This is a genomic window from Streptomyces sp. NPDC002564 (genome assembly GCF_042889645.1).
Classification (GTDB): domain Bacteria; phylum Actinomycetota; class Actinomycetes; order Streptomycetales; family Streptomycetaceae; genus Streptomyces.
The window spans coordinates 496,495-512,136 of sequence record NZ_JBIARE010000006.1; the positions used below are offsets into that span (position 1 = coordinate 496,495).

At 72.2% G+C, this 15,642-nt stretch carries 12 protein-coding genes; all 12 read left to right on the forward strand.

Annotated features, from left to right (window positions below; all coding sequences use genetic code 11):
* Positions 1-36: 36 nt before the first annotated feature.
* The 12 genes from ACFYXE_RS23900 (at position 37) to ACFYXE_RS23955 (ending at position 15,409) form a co-directional block, all read left to right on the forward strand.
* Positions 37-984 carry a beta-ketoacyl-ACP synthase III gene (locus ACFYXE_RS23900; protein ID WP_389315382.1) on the forward strand — a complete coding sequence of 316 codons (948 nt, stop codon included), beginning with the start codon at positions 37-39 and terminating at the stop codon, positions 982-984.
* 122 nt (positions 985-1,106) lie between these two features.
* Positions 1,107-1,784 (forward strand): GntR family transcriptional regulator, encoded by a 678-nt coding sequence (locus ACFYXE_RS23905; protein WP_389315384.1) that lies wholly within the window; start codon positions 1,107-1,109, stop codon positions 1,782-1,784.
* Between the two features lie 31 nt (positions 1,785-1,815).
* A complete protein-coding gene (locus ACFYXE_RS23910) occupies positions 1,816-2,418 on the forward strand; it encodes a GNAT family N-acetyltransferase (protein ID WP_389315386.1) in 603 nt (200 codons plus the stop codon).
* Positions 2,419-2,659: 241 nt separating this feature from the next.
* Positions 2,660-3,841 (forward strand): ROK family protein, encoded by a 1,182-nt coding sequence (locus ACFYXE_RS23915; RefSeq protein WP_389315388.1) that lies wholly within the window; start codon positions 2,660-2,662, stop codon positions 3,839-3,841.
* 248 nt (positions 3,842-4,089) lie between these two features.
* On the forward strand, positions 4,090-5,619 hold the full coding sequence (locus ACFYXE_RS23920; RefSeq protein ID WP_389315390.1) for a sugar ABC transporter ATP-binding protein: 1,530 nt from the start codon (positions 4,090-4,092) through the stop codon (positions 5,617-5,619).
* Positions 5,616-6,635 (forward strand): ABC transporter permease, encoded by a 1,020-nt coding sequence (locus ACFYXE_RS23925; protein ID WP_389315392.1) that lies wholly within the window; start codon positions 5,616-5,618, stop codon positions 6,633-6,635. The genes ACFYXE_RS23920 and ACFYXE_RS23925 overlap by 4 nt, the downstream gene beginning before the upstream one ends.
* A 16-nt stretch (positions 6,636-6,651) precedes the next feature.
* Positions 6,652-7,692 (forward strand): substrate-binding domain-containing protein, encoded by a 1,041-nt coding sequence (locus ACFYXE_RS23930; protein ID WP_361174352.1) that lies wholly within the window; start codon positions 6,652-6,654, stop codon positions 7,690-7,692.
* 49 nt (positions 7,693-7,741) lie between these two features.
* Complete coding sequence (locus ACFYXE_RS23935; protein ID WP_389315395.1) at positions 7,742-8,959, forward strand: Gfo/Idh/MocA family protein; 1,218 nt, start codon at positions 7,742-7,744, stop codon at positions 8,957-8,959.
* 13 nt (positions 8,960-8,972) lie between these two features.
* Positions 8,973-9,977: a sugar phosphate isomerase/epimerase family protein gene (locus ACFYXE_RS23940; RefSeq protein ID WP_361174358.1), complete on the forward strand. Its 1,005-nt coding sequence runs from the start codon at positions 8,973-8,975 to the stop codon at positions 9,975-9,977.
* 280 nt (positions 9,978-10,257) lie between these two features.
* Positions 10,258-12,720, forward strand: a complete 2,463-nt coding sequence (locus ACFYXE_RS23945) for a PQQ-dependent sugar dehydrogenase (protein WP_389315397.1) — start codon at positions 10,258-10,260, stop codon at positions 12,718-12,720.
* A gap of 13 nt (positions 12,721-12,733) precedes the next feature.
* Positions 12,734-14,122: a ThuA domain-containing protein gene (locus ACFYXE_RS23950; RefSeq protein ID WP_389315399.1), complete on the forward strand. Its 1,389-nt coding sequence runs from the start codon at positions 12,734-12,736 to the stop codon at positions 14,120-14,122.
* 111 nt (positions 14,123-14,233) lie between these two features.
* The gene (locus ACFYXE_RS23955; protein WP_389315401.1) at positions 14,234-15,409 is read left to right on the forward strand and encodes an inositol-3-phosphate synthase; all 1,176 of its coding nucleotides are present in this window, start codon (positions 14,234-14,236) and stop codon (positions 15,407-15,409) included.
* Positions 15,410-15,642 lie beyond the last annotated feature (233 nt).

Below are 15,642 nucleotides of genomic sequence, written 5' to 3' on the forward strand. Positions count from 1 at the left end.
CGGTCCCGCATCTTCGGCAACAAGGGGGACCCGTACATGCTCGGCTCGCGCATCGCCGCCGTCGGCCACTACCAGCCCGCCACGATCCTCACCAACGAGGAGCTGGCGGGCATGGTCGACACCAGCGACGAGTGGATCCGGTCCCGGGTCGGCATCCGCACCCGGCACGTCGCGGGCCCCGAGGAGCCGGTCGACGAGCTGGCCGCGCACGCCGGCGGGAAGGCCCTCGCGGCCGCGGGCCTCACCCCCGACGCGATCGACCTGGTCCTGGTCGCCACCTCCACGGCCATCGACCGCTCGCCGAACATGGCCGCCCGGGTCGCCGCCCGCCTGAACATCCCGGGCGCCGCCGTCCTGGACCTCAACGTCGTCTGTGCGGGCTTCACGCACGCCCTCGCCACCGCCGACCACACGGTGCGGGCCGGGGCCGCGACCCGCGCCCTGGTCATCGGCGCGGACAAGATGTCCGAGGTCACCGACTGGACGGACCGCACCACCTGCGTGCTCACCGGCGACGGCGCGGGCGCGGTCGTCGTCGAGGCCTGCGGGCCCGGCGAGGAGCCGGGCATCGGGCCCGTGCTGTGGGGCTCGGTGCCCTCCATGGGCAACGCCGTCCGCATCGAGGGCACGCCGCCGCGCTTCGCCCAGGAGGGCCAGAGCGTCTACCGCTGGGCGACGACCCAGCTGCCGCCGCTGGCCCGCGCGGCCTGCGAGCGCGCCGGACTCACCCCGGCCGACCTCGCCGGAGTCGTCCTGCACCAGGCCAACCTGCGCATCATCGAGCCGCTCGCCGAGCGCATCGGCGCCGTGAACGCGGTCGTCGCGCGTGACGTCGTCGACTCCGGCAACACCTCGGCCGGAAGCATCCCGATGGCGCTCTCCAAGCTGGTCGAGCGGGGCGAGCTCCGCTCCGGCGACCCGGTCCTGCTCTTCGGCTTCGGCGGGAACCTCTCGTACGCGGGACAGGTCGTCCGGTGCCCGTGACAGGTCGCCCGGTGGCAGTGAATGTGTCGCCTCCGGCCATGTGACCGGCTCAACTCCCCCTGGCGCTGGCCCCCGTGTCCCGTGGACTGTAGACAAAAGGCAGTCTTCGACGAGGGGGCGCGATGCTGTCCGCCGGACTGCCGCAGGGGGCCGTGCCCAGGATCGAGCGTCCCGGGCCGCTCAGGGAGCGGGTCTACGAGACCCTGCTCGAACTCATCACGACCCGTTCGCTGCGCCCGGGCCGGCACCTCGTGGAGAGCGAGCTCGCCGGACACCTCGGAGTGTCGCGCCAGCCCGTGCGCGAGGCGTTGCAGCGCCTCAGCACCGAGGGCTGGGTGGATCTGCGGCCCGCCCAGGGCGCGTTCGTGCACGAGCCGACGGAGGCGGAGGCCGACCAGCTCCGCACGGTCCGCACGCTCCTGGAGACCGAGGCCGCCCGGCTCGCCGCCGCCCGCACCGGCCCGGCGGGCATCAGCGCGCTGGAGGCGCTCTGCGCCGCGGGCGAACGGGCCGTGGCCGACGGCGACATGGACCGGTCGGTGGCCCTGAACACCGCCTTCCACGCCAAGGTCGTGGAGCTCGCGGGCAACACGGTCCTCGCCGCGCTCGCCGGACAGGTGGAACGCCGTGTGCGCTGGCACCACGCGCCGGAGACCGGCCGCCGCGGCCGGCAGGCCTGGGCGGAGCACCGCGACCTGATCGCGGCCCTCGCCGGGCGCGACGAACAGCGCGCGACGGACATCATGCGTGCCCACACGCAACACCCCCGCCGGACGTACCGCGAGCGGGAACGCGGCTGAGCGCGGCGGGCCCCGCACCGGGAGGCGAGAGATGAGCACGCCGTACCGCATACGCCCCGTGATCAGGGAGGACGTGCCGACGGCCGTCGACACCCTCGGCCGGGCCTTCGCGGACTACCCCTTCACCCGGCACGTCGTCGCGGCCGACGGACACGCGGCGCGGGTCCGCCGCTTCCAGGAGCTCTTCCTGACCCGCGTCGGGATGGTGTACGGGCGGGTCTGGGTCGCGGGCGCCGGACGCGCCGTCGCCGTCTGGACCACGCCGGACCGGGATCCGCAGCCCGGGTTCGCCGCGATCCGCCCGCTCGTCGACCTGCTCGCGGGCGACCGCGCGCCCTGGTTCGCGGCGGCCGAGCTCGCCCTGCGTCCGCACCGCCCCGCCTACCCCGTGTGGTGTCTGGCCACGGTCGGCGTCGACCCCGACGAGCAGGGCAGGGGCCTCGGCGCCGCGGTGATCGGGCCCGGCCTCGCGGCCGCCGACCGCGCGGGACACCCCTGCTTCCTGGAGACGTCGACCGAGCAGAACGTGACGTTCTACGAACGGCTCGGCTTCACCGTCACGGCGGACCTCGCGCTGCCCGACCGCGGACCCCGCACGTGGTGCATGATCCGGGAGCCGGCACGACGCCCTTGACCGGCGCGTGCGGCCCCGCATCGCGCGGCTCCGCAGTGGGCCGACTTCCCTTTGTCCTGTGACTGGAGAAAGTCATGGGTAAATCGCGCTCAACTTCTTCCCAGTCCCGACAGGCACTGCTACGTTCCCCTCGAAAGCTTGAAGGAAGCCCGAAGGGGACGGCGGCGGCAGCGACCGCGCGCCCGTCCCCAGGGCAACGGCATGGGAAGCCCGAAGAGGCGGGGAGGGGCGCGTGAGACGTATGACGGCTCGACCCGCCAACACGCACCAGGCACGACTGCTGCGCCTGTTGCGCGACGGAGGACCCAACTCCCGTGCCCAACTGGGTGATCAGGTCGACCTCTCGCGGTCCAAACTGGCCGTCGAGGTCGACCGGCTCCTGGAGACCGGTCTCGTGGTCGCCGACGGACTCGCCGCCTCGCGCGGCGGCCGGCGCTCCCACAACATCCGCCTGGCCCCGGCCCTCCGCTTCCTCGGCGTGGACATCGGTGCGACCTCGGTCGACGTCGCGGTGACCAACGCCGAGCTGGAGGTCCTCGGTCACATCAACCAGCCCATGGACGTGCGCGAGGGCCCGGTCGCGGTCTTCGAGCAAGTCCTCGCGATGGCGGCCAAGTTGAAGGCCTCCGGGCTCGCGGAAGGGTTCGACGGCGCCGGCATCGGCGTCCCGGGTCCCGTCCGCTTCCCCGAGGGCGTGCCGGTCGCGCCGCCGATCATGCCGGGCTGGGACGGCTTCCCCGTCCGCGAGGCCCTCAGCCAGGACCTCGGCTGTCCCGTCATGGTCGACAACGACGTGAACCTCATGGCGATGGGGGAGCAGCACGCGGGCGTGGCACGCTCGGTGGGCGACTTCCTCTGCGTCAAGATCGGCACGGGCATCGGCTGCGGCATCGTCGTCGGCGGTGAGGTCTACCGCGGTACGACGGGCAGCGCCGGCGACATCGGCCACATCCAGTCCGAACCGGACGGACGCCCCTGCGCCTGCGGCAACAAGGGCTGCCTGGAGGCCTACTTCAGCGGCGCGGCACTCGCCCGCGACGCCGAGGAGGCGGCCAGGGAGGGGCGTTCGGCGGAGCTCGCCACACGGCTCGACGAGGCGGGACGGCTCAGCGCCGTCGACGTCGCGGCGGCCGCCGCCGCGGGCGACGCCACCGCGCTCGACCTCATCCGGGACGGCGGCAACCGCACCGGCCAGGTCATCGCGGGCCTCGTCAGCTTCTTCAACCCCGGCCTCGTGGTGATCGGCGGCGGCGTGACCGGCCTCGGCCACACGCTGCTCGCCGCGATCCGCACCCAGGTCTACCGCCAGTCGCTGCCCCTGGCGACCGGCAACCTCCCGATCGTCCTGGGTGAGCTCGGTCCCACCGCCGGAGTCATCGGCGGCGCCCGGCTCATCAGCGACCACCTGTTCTCACCGGCCTGACCGGCCCGATCGCCCGACCGGCCCCGGCCGGCAGTACGCGTCGCCGCACCGGCAACTGACGCAGCGTCACCCAGCACAGCACAGCGCCCTGCTCCGCCCTGTCCTGCCCCGCACCGCCGCGCACTCCCGTACCGCCGCGTGCGGCTCCGCCCTGCCCCGAGCCCGTCCGTCCCGAACCCGCCCGCCCTGAGTCCGTCCTGCCCGGAATCCGTCCTGCCCTGCTGCGGCCGCCGCCGAGGGGAACCGTCATGGCATCCACACCACCCCTGCTCACCATGTCCGGCATCACCAAGTCGTTCCCCGGCGTACGGGCCCTCGACGGCGTCGACCTCCAGGTCCAGGCCGGGGAAGTGCACTGCCTCCTGGGCCAGAACGGCGCCGGGAAGTCCACCCTCATCAAGGTCCTCGCCGGGGCCCACCAGCCCGACGACGGCGAGATCACCTGGCGCGGCGAGCGCACCACGCTCCGCTCGCCCATCGCGGCCATGCGGCTCGGCATCGCCACCATCTACCAGGAACTCGACCTGGTGGAAGGGCTCTCCGTCGCCGAGAACGTCTACCTCGGACACGAACCGACCGCGGCCGGATTCATGGTGCGCGGCCGCGCGGCGAGGGCCGCGGCCGCCGGTCTGCTCAAGCGGCTCGGGCACCCCGAGATCGACCCCGGACGACTCGTCGGGGACCTGTCCGCCGCCCAGCAGCAGATCGTCTCGATGGCCCGCGCGCTCTCCCACGAGGTCCGCCTCATCGTGATGGACGAGCCGTCCGCCGCCCTCGACCCCGACGAGGTGGACAACCTCTTCCGGATCGTCGCCGACCTCACCGCGGACGGCGTGGCCGTCGTCTACATCTCGCACCGCCTGGAGGAGATCCGCCGCATCGGCGACCGCGTCACCGTCCTCAAGGACGGCCGCGCCGTCGCCGGCGGGCTCCCCGCGAAGTCCACCCCGACCCGGGACGTCGTGGCGCTGATGACCGGCCGCACCGTCGAGTACGTCTTCCCCGAGCGGCCCCCCGCGCCCCCGGCCGGAACCGCCGCGCGGGAGCCCGTGCTCACCGCGCGCGGCCTCTCCCGGCGCGGCGAGTTCGACCCCCTCGACCTCGACCTGCACCCCGGCGAGATCGTCGGCCTCGCCGGGCTCGTCGGCTCGGGCCGCTCCGAGATCCTGGAGACGATCTACGGCGCCCGCAAGCCGAGTTCGGGGCAAGTGACCGTGGAGGGGCGGGTGTTGCGCCCGGGAAGCGTGCGGGCCGCCGTCCGCGCGGGCCTCGGTCTCGCCCCCGAGGAACGCAAGGCCCAGGCCCTGCTCATGCTGGAGTCCGTCACCCGCAACGTCTCCGTCTCCACCATGTCCCGCTTCTCGTACGGCGGATGGCTCGACCGGGGCTCCGAACAGGCCGCCGCGCGCGCCGCGACGCGCGAACTGTCGCTGCGGCCCGACGACCCGTCCGTGCCCGTGCGCACCCTGTCCGGCGGCAACCAGCAGAAGGCCGTCCTGGCCCGCTGGCTGCTGCGCGGCTGCCGCGTCCTGCTGCTCGACGAACCGACCCGCGGCGTCGACGTCGGCGCCCGCGCCGAGCTGTACGCGGTGATCCGCCGCCTCGCCGACGAGGGGCTCGCCGTCCTGCTCGTCTCCAGCGAAGTGCCCGAGGTGCTGGGCCTCGCCGACCGCGTCCTGGTGCTCCGCGAGGGCCGCGTCGTCCACACCGCACCCGCCCGTGACCTCGATGAACACCGCGTACTCGACCTCGTCCTAGAAGGGAGCCCGGCGGCATGACCCAGCCAGCCCCGGCGGCCGAGGCCGCCACCCGCAAGAGCCCGCCCGCCGAAGGCGGCAGCTCGTGGCGCGCCACCGTGGGCCGCGCCGACGTGCGCACACTCTCACTGCTCGGCGTCCTCGCCGCGCTGATCGTGATCGGCGGCATCACCCAGCCGGACTCGTTCCTCGACACCGACAACATCCAACTGGTGCTGACCCAGGCCTCCGTGATCGGCGTGGTCACGGTCGGCATGACGTTCGTGATCATCTCCGGTGGCATCGACCTGTCGGTCGGCGCGATCGTCGCCCTCGCCTCGGTGTGGGCGACGACGGTCGCCACCCAGGAGTTCGGCTTCGCGGGCATCCTCTTCACCGCCGTCCTCGTCGGCATGGGATGCGGCCTGGTCAACGGCGTGCTCATCGCGTACGGCAAGATGGTGCCGTTCATCGCCACCCTCGCCATGCTCGCGTCCGGCCGCGGCCTCGCCCTGCAGATCACCGACGGCAAGACGCAGATGGTCACCGTGGACGGCGTGCTGAAGCTCGGTGAGCGCGAGTCCTACATCCTCGGCATCCCGCCGCTGGTCATGGTCTTCGCCGCCGTCACCGTCGTCGGCTGGCTGCTCCTGAACCGCACGACCTTCGGCCGGCGCTCGCTCGCCGTCGGCGGCAACGCGGAGGCGGCCCGCCTCGCGGGCATCGACGTCCGCAGGCAGCGGCTCTACCTGTACCTGCTGTCCGGGCTGTGCTGCGGCATCGCGGCCTTCCTGCTGATCATCCTCTCCGGCTCGGGACAGAACACCAACGGCAACCTCTACGAGCTCGACGCCATCGCCGCGGCGATCATCGGCGGCACCCTGCTGAGCGGCGGCCGCGGCACCATCGTCGGCTCCGTGCTCGGCGTGCTGATCTTCACCACGATCCAGAACATCTTCGCGCTGAACAACCTGGAGACCGCGACCCAGCAGATCGCCAAGGGCGCGATCATCGTCGCCGCGGTCCTCGTCCAACGTCGCACGGCCCACACATCCTGAGCTGAGGGGTTCACCCATGCCAACCCACACGAGCCGCAGAGGCCTCCTCTTCGGAGCCGCCGCCCTCTCCACCGGCGCCCTGATCACCGGCTGCACCAGCAACGAGCCCGACGACGAGGGCTCCGACGACAAGTCGCAGCAGGTCGCCGACGACAAGCCCGGCAAGAAGGTCACCATCGGCTTCGCCGGACCGCAGGCCGACCACGGCTGGCTCAACGCCATCAACGACAACGCCAAGAAGCGCGCGGAGAAGTACTCCGACGTCACCCTGGAGTCCACCGAGGGCTCCAACGACACCGCCGCGCAGATCGGCCAGGTCGAGACGCTCATCAACAAGAAGGTCGACGTCCTCGTCGTCCTGCCCGCCGACGGCAAGGCGCTCACCCAGGTCGGCCTCAAGGCGATGAAGGCGGGCATCCCCGTCGTCAACCTCGACCGCGTCTTCGCGACCCCGCAGGCCTACCGCTGCTGGATCGGCGGCGACAACTACGGCATGGGCCTGAGCGCCGGCCACTACATCGGCGAGAAGCTCAAGGACAAGAAGAACGCCCGCGTGGTCGAGCTCGCCGGGCTCGACAACCTGGAGCTCACCAAGCAGCGCAGCAAGGGCTTCGACGACGCCCTCAAGAACTACCCGAACATCAGGAAGGTCGCCCGCCAGGCCGCCGACTTCACCGTCGAGTCGGGACAGTCCAAGATGTCCCAGCTGCTGCAGGCCCAGAAGAACTTCGACGCCCTGTGGAACCACGACGACGACCAGGGCGTGGGCGCCCTGCGCGCCATCAAGCAGGCGGGCCGCGACGACTTCCTGATGGTCGGCGGCGCGGGCGCGCTCTCCGCCTTCCAGGCCATCGAGGCCGACAACAGCGTCCTGAAGGCCACCGTCCTCTACCCGCCCACCATGGCCGCGTCCGCGATCGACCTCGCACGCGCCCTCGGACAGAGCAAGGGCGTCAGCGGCATGGCGGAGTTCGAGATCCCGTCCTTCGTCACCTGCTACTCGGCCGTGGTCGACAAGGACAACGTCGGCCAGTACATGTCCACCGGCTTCAAGTGATGCGCGCGTCCGCACCCCCCCACCGAGCGTCGACGAGGAGGAGTACCGCATGCGTGAGACGGAATCCGAGGCAGGGGCCGATACCGGAGCGGCGGGGAAGAGGCCGCTGGGAGTGGGCATGGTCGGCTACGCCTTCATGGGCGCCGCCCACTCCCAGGGCTGGCGCACCGTGGGGCGCGTCTTCGACCTGCCGGTCAGACCGGTCCTCTCGGCCGTCTGCGGCCGCGACGGCGGCGCCGTGCGCGCCGCCGCCGACCGTCTCGGCTGGGCCGCGGCCGAGACCGACTGGCGCGCCCTGATCGCCCGGGACGACGTCGACATCGTCGACATCTGCACGCCCGGCGACAGCCACGCGGAGATCGCCCTCGCCGCCCTGGCGGCGGGCAAGCACGTCCTGTGCGAGAAGCCCCTCGCGAACACCGTCGAGGAGGCGGAGGCGATGGCCGAGGCCGCCGAACGGGCCCGCGCCCGGGGCCAGGTGGCCATGGTCGGCTTCAACTACCGCCGGGTGCCCGCCCTCGCGCTCGGGCGGCGCATGGTCGCGGAGGGCCGGCTCGGCACCCTGCGGCACGTGCGCCTGACGTACCTTCAGGACTGGCTGGTGGACGCGGACTTCCCGCTCACCTGGCGGCTGCGCAAGGAGCGCGCGGGCTCCGGGGCGCTGGGCGACCTCGGCGCGCACATCGTGGACCTCGCGCAGTACCTGGTGGGGGAGCCGGTGGCCGGGGTGTCGGCGCTCACCGAGACCTTCGTACGGGAACGGCCGCTGCTCGAAGGCGCCTCCAGCGGGCTCACCGCTGAGGGCGGCAGCCGGCTCGGCACGGTCACCGTCGACGACGCGGCGGTCTTCACCGGGCGCTTCCCGTCCGGTGCCCTCGCCTCCTTCGAGGCCACCCGCTTCGCCGCCGGGCGCAAGAACGCCCTGCGCGTCGAACTCAACGGCTCGGACGGCTCGTTGGCCTTCGACCTGGAGCGGCTCAACGAACTCTCCTTCCACGACCACACCGAGCCCGCCGCCTCGTCCGGCTTCCGCCGCATCCTGGTGACCGAGCCCGACCACCCGTACCTGGACGCCTGGTGGCCGCCGGGCCACGGCCTGGGTTACGAGCACTCCTTCGTGCACCAGGCCCGCGATCTGCTGCACGCCGTCGCCACCGGGACACAGCCCGAGCCCTCCTTCGCCGACGGCCTGTCCGTGCAGCGGGTGCTCGCCGCCGTGGAGGAGAGCGCCGCGAAGAACTCCGTCTACACGCCGATCCCCGCCTGAGGAGGCGCCGGACATGCCACGCCAGTTCACGCTCTTCACCGGCCAGTGGGCCGACCTGCCGCTCGAAGAGGTCTGCGCCCTCGCCCGCGACTTCGGCTACGACGGACTCGAACTAGCCTGCTGGGGCGACCACTTCGAGGTCGACAAGGCGCTCGCCGACCCGGGCTATCTGGACGGGCGGCACGCGCTGCTCGACAAGTACGGGCTGAAGTGCTGGGCGATCTCCAACCACCTCGTCGGCCAGGCCGTCTGCGACGCGATCATCGACGAGCGCCACCGGGCGATCCTGCCCGCCCGCATCTGGGGCGACGGCGAGGCGGAGGGGGTGCGGCAGCGGGCCGCCGCCGAGATCAAGGACACCGCGCGGGCGGCCGCCGCCTTCGGCGTCGACACGGTCGTCGGCTTCACCGGCTCCTCGATCTGGCACCTGGTCGCGATGTTCCCGCCGGCCCCCGAGTCGATGATCGAGCGCGGCTACGAGGACTTCGCCGAGCGCTGGAACCCGATCCTGGACGTCTTCGACGCGCAGGGCGTGCGGTTCGCGCACGAGGTGCACCCCTCGGAGATCGCGTACGACTACTGGACCACGCACAAGGCGTTGGAGGCCGTCGGCCACCGCCCGGCCTTCGGGCTGAACTTCGACCCCTCCCACTTCGTGTGGCAGGACCTCGACCCGGTCGGCTTCCTCTACGACTTCCGCGACCGCATCTACCACGTCGACTGCAAGGAGGCCCGGCGCCGCCTGGACGGCCGCAACGGCCGCCTCGGCTCGCACCTGCCGTGGGGCGACCCGCGCCGCGGCTGGGACTTCGTGTCGGCGGGCCACGGTGAGGTCCCCTGGGAGGACGTCTTCCGGATGCTGCGTTCCATCGCGTACGAGGGGCCGATCTCCGTGGAGTGGGAGGACGCGGGCATGGACCGCCTCCAGGGCGCCCCCGAGGCGCTGACGCGCCTGAAGGCGTACGACTTCGAGGCGCCGACGGCGTCCTTCGACGCGGCGTTCGGCGGCTCCGACTAGTCCGGCCGCCCTGGTGTCACCGGCCGGCAGCTCTCGGTGCCACCGGTCCGGCCGCCCTCGGTGCCGGTGATTCCGGTACCGAGGAATCCGGTTGCTTGCCACGTTTGTCCATTGACAGGAAAAAGTTCAACTTCCACTCTGCACAAGGGCTTTCCGCCCGGGACAAACGTGGCTACCGTCCTTGAGGTGTACAGGACATGAAGATCCCCGGGGTGACGGCGCACCCCGGCGCACGGCGCACACACCCGCGTACGACCGTCCCCCATCCGGAGGAACCCCCGTGCACAGGAAACGCCCGAGACTCCGCACCACGCTCGCCCTGCTCACCGGCACCGTGCTCACCGGCGCCAGCCTGACCCTCGCCGTCCCGCACGCGGGCGCCGCCCCCGCCGCCCCACCCTCGGCGGCCGCCCCCGCCGCCGAGGACTTCCAGCAGGTCACCCTCGCCAAGGGCGAGGCGGAGACCGGCGAGCCGATGACGCTCGCCGTGCTCCCCGACCGCTCGGTCCTGCACACCTCCCGCGACGGCACGCTCCGCCTGACCGACGCGGCGGGCAACACCAAGATCGCCGGGAAGATACCCGTCTACTCGCACGACGAAGAGGGCCTCCAGGGCGTCGGCATCGACCCGAAGTTCAGCGAGAACCGTGCGATCTTCCTCTACTACGCGCCCCCGCTGGACACCCCGGCGGGCGATGCCCCGGAGAACGGCACCGCCGAGGACTTCAAGAAGTTCGACGGCGTGAACCGCCTCTCCCGCTTCGTCCTGAAGACCGACGGCACCCTGGACACCGCCAGCGAGAAGAAGGTCTTCGACGTCCCCGCGAGCCGCGGCACCTGCTGCCACGTCGGCGGCGACATCGACTTCGACAAGGACGGCAACCTCTACCTGTCGACCGGCGACGACTCCAACCCCTTCGCCTCGGACGGCTTCACGCCCATCGACGAGCGGGCGAACCGCAACCCCGCCTTCGACGCCCGGCGCAGCGCCGGCAACACCAACGACCTGCGCGGCAAGATCCTGCGCGTCAAGGTCGCCGACGACGGCAGCTACACCGTCCCGGACGGCAACCTGTTCGCCAAGGGCACCGAGAAGACCCGCCCCGAGATCTACGCGATGGGCTTCCGCAACCCCTTCCGGATGAGCGTCGACAAGCCCACCGGCATCGTCTACGTCGGTGACTACGGGCCCGACGCGGGCGCGGCCGACCCCAAGCGCGGCCCCGCGGGCCAGGTCGAGTTCGCCCGGGTGACCAAGGCAGGCAACTTCGGCTGGCCGTTCTGCACCGGCAAGAACGACGCCTACGTCGACTACGACTTCGCGACCGGCACCTCCGGCGCCGCCTTCGACTGCGCGGCCCCGAAGAACGACTCGCCGCACAACACCGGACTGACCGACCTGCCGCCCGCGCAGGAGGCCTGGATCCCCTACGACGGCGGTTCGGTCCCCGACTTCGGCAGCGGCTCCGAGTCCCCGATGGGCGGCCCGGTCTACCGCTACGACGCGGCCAGCACCTCCCCGGTGAAGTTCCCCGAGGCCTACGACGGCGACTTCTTCGCCGGCGAGTTCGGCCGGCGCTGGATCAAGCGCATCGAGCAGGGCACGGACGGCACCGTCTCGAAGATCAACCCGTTCCCGTGGACCGGCACCCAGGTCATGGACATGGAGTTCGGCCCCGACGGCGCCCTCTACGTCCTGGACTACGGCACCGCCTGGTTCGGCGGCGACGAGAACTCCGGGCTCTTCCGCATCGAGAACGCCACCTCCGGCCACTCGCCGGTCGCCGAGGCCACCGCCTCCAAGACCAGCGGCCAGGCGCCCCTGAAGACCAAGTTCACCGCCAAGGCCACGGACGCCGACGGCGGGACGCTCACCTACGCGTGGGACTTCGGCGACGGCGGCACGTCGACCCAGCAGAACCCCACGTACACGTACAAGAAGAACGGCGTCTACACCGCCACCGTCACCGTCAAGGACTCCACCGGACGCACCGGATCGGCCAGCGCGCACCTCACCGTCGGCAACACCGCGCCCAAGGTCACCCTGGAACTGCCCGGCGACGGCCAGCTGTTCACCTTCGGCGACAAGGTGCCCTTCAAGGTGAAGGTCACCGACCCCGAGGACGGCGCGATCGACTGCACCAAGGTCAAGGTCACCCACATCCTCGGCCATGACAGCCACGGCCACCCGGTCACCTCGGCCAACGGCTGCGAGGGCACCATCCAGACGTCGGCGGACGGCGAGCACGACCCGAACGCCAACATCTTCGGAGTCTTCGACGCCGAGTACACCGACAAGGGCGCGAACGGCCAGCCCGCGCTGACCGCCCATGACCAGAACGTCGTCCAGCCCAAGCACCGCCAGGGCGAGCACTTCAACGAGTCCAAGGGCGTCACCGTCACCAACCACACCCCGGCGCACGGCGGCAAGACCGTCGGCGACATCAACAACGGCGACTGGATCGCGTTCAAGCCGTACATCCTCGGCAACGCCACCAAGCTGACGGCGCGCGTCGCCTCGGCCGGGGCCGGCGGCACCCTGGAGGTGCGCAGCGGATCCGTCGGCGGCAGGCTCCTGGGCAAGGCCACGGTCGCACCGACCGGCGGCTGGGAGACCTACACCGACGTGAGCACCGCCCTCAGCAAGGCGCCCAGGACGACCACCACGCTCTACCTCGTCTTCAAGGGCAAGGGCACCGGAGCCCTGTACGACGTCGACGACTTCACCTTCACCACGAGCTGAGGAAGGGGTCACCATGCGCGCATCCGCACGGATCGCCACCGCGACCGCCGCCGCAGCCCTCCTCATCGGCTGCGTGTCGGGCCCGGCCGCCTCCACTCCGGAGGCCACGGGGCCGCGAGCGGGCGAGAAGGTCCTGGTCTTCTCCAAGACCGCGGGCTTCCGCCACGACTCGATCCCCGACGGCATCGCGGCCATCAAGGAGCTCGGCGCGGCAGGCGGCTTCACCGTCGACGCCACCGAGGACGCCAGGGCCTTCACCGCCAAGAACCTCGCGGCGTACGACGCCGTGATCTGGCTCTCCACCACCGGTGACGTCCTCGACGCCAAGCAGCAGGCGGCGTTCGAGGGCTACATCAAGAAGGGCGGCGGGTACGTGGGCGTGCACGCCGCCGCCGACACCGAGTACGACTGGCCCTTCTACGGCGGGCTCGCGGGCGCCTACTTCCAGTCGCACCCCGCGATCCAGCCCGCGAAGGTCCGCGTCGAGGACCACGGCCACCCCGCCACCGCCCACCTCCCGGGCGTCTGGGAGCGGACCGACGAGTGGTACAACTACCGCTCCAACCCCCGCGACCGCGCCCACGTCCTGGCCTCGCTCGACGAGTCCTCCTACACGGGCGGCTCGATGTCGGGCGACCACCCCATCGCCTGGTGCCAGGAGTACCAGGGCGGGCGCTCCTTCTACACCGGCAGCGGCCACACCAAGGAATCCTTCGCCGACCCCGCCTTCCGCCGGCACCTGCTGGGCGGCATCCGCTGGGCGGTCGGCGCCGCCCAGGCCGACTGCCGCCCGGAGAAGGGCTACACGCCGATCTTCGACGGCACGGCGGCCTCCCTGGAGGCCTGGAAGCAGGCGGGCCCCGGCTCGCTGCGGGTCAACGAGGACGACGGCACGCTCACGACCGTCGGCGGCATGGGCATGCTCTGGTACGACCGCCGCGAACTCGGCTCGTACTCGCTCAAGCTCGACTGGCGGATGCGGGGCGACGACAACTCCGGGATCTTCGTGGGCTTCCCGCCCTCCGACGACCCCTGGTCGGCCGTGAACAACGGCTACGAGATCCAGATCGACGCCACCGACGTCCCCGAGAAGACCACGGGCTCCGTCTACGGCTTCCGCTCCGCCGACCTGGCACAGCGCGACCGGGCGCTCAACCCGCCGGGGCAGTGGAACACCTACGAGATCCGCGTCGAGGGCGAACGCCTTCGCGTCTACCTCAACGGAGTCAAGATCAACGACTTCACCAACACCGACCCGGCGCGGAGCCTGCGCCAAGGGCACATCGGCATCCAGAACCACGGCGACGCCGACGAGGTCTCCTTCCGCAACATCCGGCTGAAGGACCTGCCGGCCCGCCACTCCGGGTCACCCGCACCCACCGGATCGGGCGCGGGCCGCTAGACGGCGGCGGGCGGAGGACGCCGGACCTCCGCCCGCCGTCTTGCACCGCACTCACGTTCCTCGAGCTCCGAAGGCGTGTCCCGGGCTCGTCAGTCATGGCAGGAGGCAGCCGTGTCCACATCCGCGACCCCCACATCCGCGTCCTCTCCCTCGCCCCTCGGGTCCTCGCCCAGCGGGACGTCGCCCGTCGGGGTCTGGCTGATCGGGGCACGCGGCTCTGTCGCGACCACGGCCGTCGCGGGCTGCGCGGCGGTCGCCGCCGGGCTGCACGCACCCACCGGCATGGTCACCGAGACGCGCCCCTTCCTGGACAGCGGTCTGCCAACGTTGTCCTCGCTCGTCTTCGGCGGCCACGACACCACCAACTGCCCGCTGCCCAAGCGCGCCGAGGAACTCGCCGCGGGCGGCGTCCTGCCGCACGGCCTGCCCTCCGCCCTGCGCGCCGAACTGGCCGCCGCCGACGCCGAGATACGCCCGGGCGGACCCCAGCCGGGGGACTCCCGCACCGACGAGGAACTGATCGAGGCCTTCGCCGCCGACCTGCGCGACTTCGTGCGCCGACGCGGCCTGGCCCGCGCGGTCGTGATCAACGTCGCCTCCACCGAGCCACGCCCCGGCGACGCCGACGAACGGCTGCCCGCCAGCTCCCTCTACGCCGCCGCCGCCCTGCGCGCCGGCTGCCCCTACGTCAACTTCACCCCCTCCACGGGCCTGCACCATCCCCGCCTCGCCGAACCGGCCCGCGCCAGCCGACTGCCCCACGCGGGCCGCGACGGCAAGACCGGCCAGACCCTCCTGCGCTCGGTGCTCGGCCCGATGTTCGCCCAGCGCGCCCTGGCCGTGCGGGCCTGGTCCGGCACGAACCTCCTGGGCGGCGGGGACGGCGCCGCCCTCGCCGACCCGGCAGCCGCCGCCGCGAAGAACGCGGGCAAGGAACGTGTCCTCGCCGAGACCCTCGGCGGCGCCCCCGAGGGAGAGGTCCACATCGACGACGTGCCCTCCCTCGGCGACTGGAAGACCGCGTGGGACCACATCGCCTTCGACGGCTTCCTCGGCACCCGCATGGTCCTGCAGACCACCTGGCAGGGCTGCGACTCGGCCCTCGCCGCCCCCCTGATCCTCGACCTCGCCCGTCTCCTGTCCCGCGCCCACGAACGCGGCCTCTCCGGCCCCCAGCCCGCCCTCGCCTTCTACTTCAAGGACCCGGACACGAACGCACCGGCCGCGCTGGGCGAACAGTTCGCACAGCTGGTGGAGTTCGCGGGACGACTCGGGGGAGACCGATGAGGGGGCAGGGAAGGCGGGGTGTCGGGGTGAGGCTCGCGGGTGCGGTGGGCTCGGTGGGGCTCGCGGGCTCGGTGAGGCTTGCGGGTGTGGCGGACGCGGCGGGCTCGGTGAGGCTTGCGGGTGCGGCAGGTGCGGCGGGTGCGGCGGGTGCGGCGGGTGCGGCAGGTGCGGCAGGTGCGGCAGGTGCGGCAGGTCCGGCAGGTGTGGTGAGGCTTGCGGGTGCGGCAGCTGCG

Bases quoted from the DNA above. Each gene is read 5' to 3' on its own strand.
- ACFYXE_RS23900 (WP_389315382.1), top strand. From the start codon at position 37: ATGCTCGGCTCGCGCATCGCCGCCGTCGGCCACTACCAGCCCGCCACG.
- ACFYXE_RS23950 (WP_389315399.1), top strand. From the start codon at position 12,734: ATGCGCGCATCCGCACGGATCGCCACCGCGACCGCCGCCGCAGCCCTC.
- ACFYXE_RS23930 (WP_361174352.1), top strand. From the start codon at position 6,652: ATGCCAACCCACACGAGCCGCAGAGGCCTCCTCTTCGGAGCCGCCGCC.
- ACFYXE_RS23935 (WP_389315395.1), top strand. From the start codon at position 7,742: ATGCGTGAGACGGAATCCGAGGCAGGGGCCGATACCGGAGCGGCGGGG.
- ACFYXE_RS23925 (WP_389315392.1), top strand. From the start codon at position 5,616: ATGACCCAGCCAGCCCCGGCGGCCGAGGCCGCCACCCGCAAGAGCCCG.
- ACFYXE_RS23910 (WP_389315386.1), top strand. From the start codon at position 1,816: ATGAGCACGCCGTACCGCATACGCCCCGTGATCAGGGAGGACGTGCCG.
- ACFYXE_RS23940 (WP_361174358.1), top strand. From the start codon at position 8,973: ATGCCACGCCAGTTCACGCTCTTCACCGGCCAGTGGGCCGACCTGCCG.
- ACFYXE_RS23905 (WP_389315384.1), top strand. From the start codon at position 1,107: ATGCTGTCCGCCGGACTGCCGCAGGGGGCCGTGCCCAGGATCGAGCGT.
- ACFYXE_RS23915 (WP_389315388.1), top strand. From the start codon at position 2,660: ATGACGGCTCGACCCGCCAACACGCACCAGGCACGACTGCTGCGCCTG.
- ACFYXE_RS23920 (WP_389315390.1), top strand. From the start codon at position 4,090: ATGGCATCCACACCACCCCTGCTCACCATGTCCGGCATCACCAAGTCG.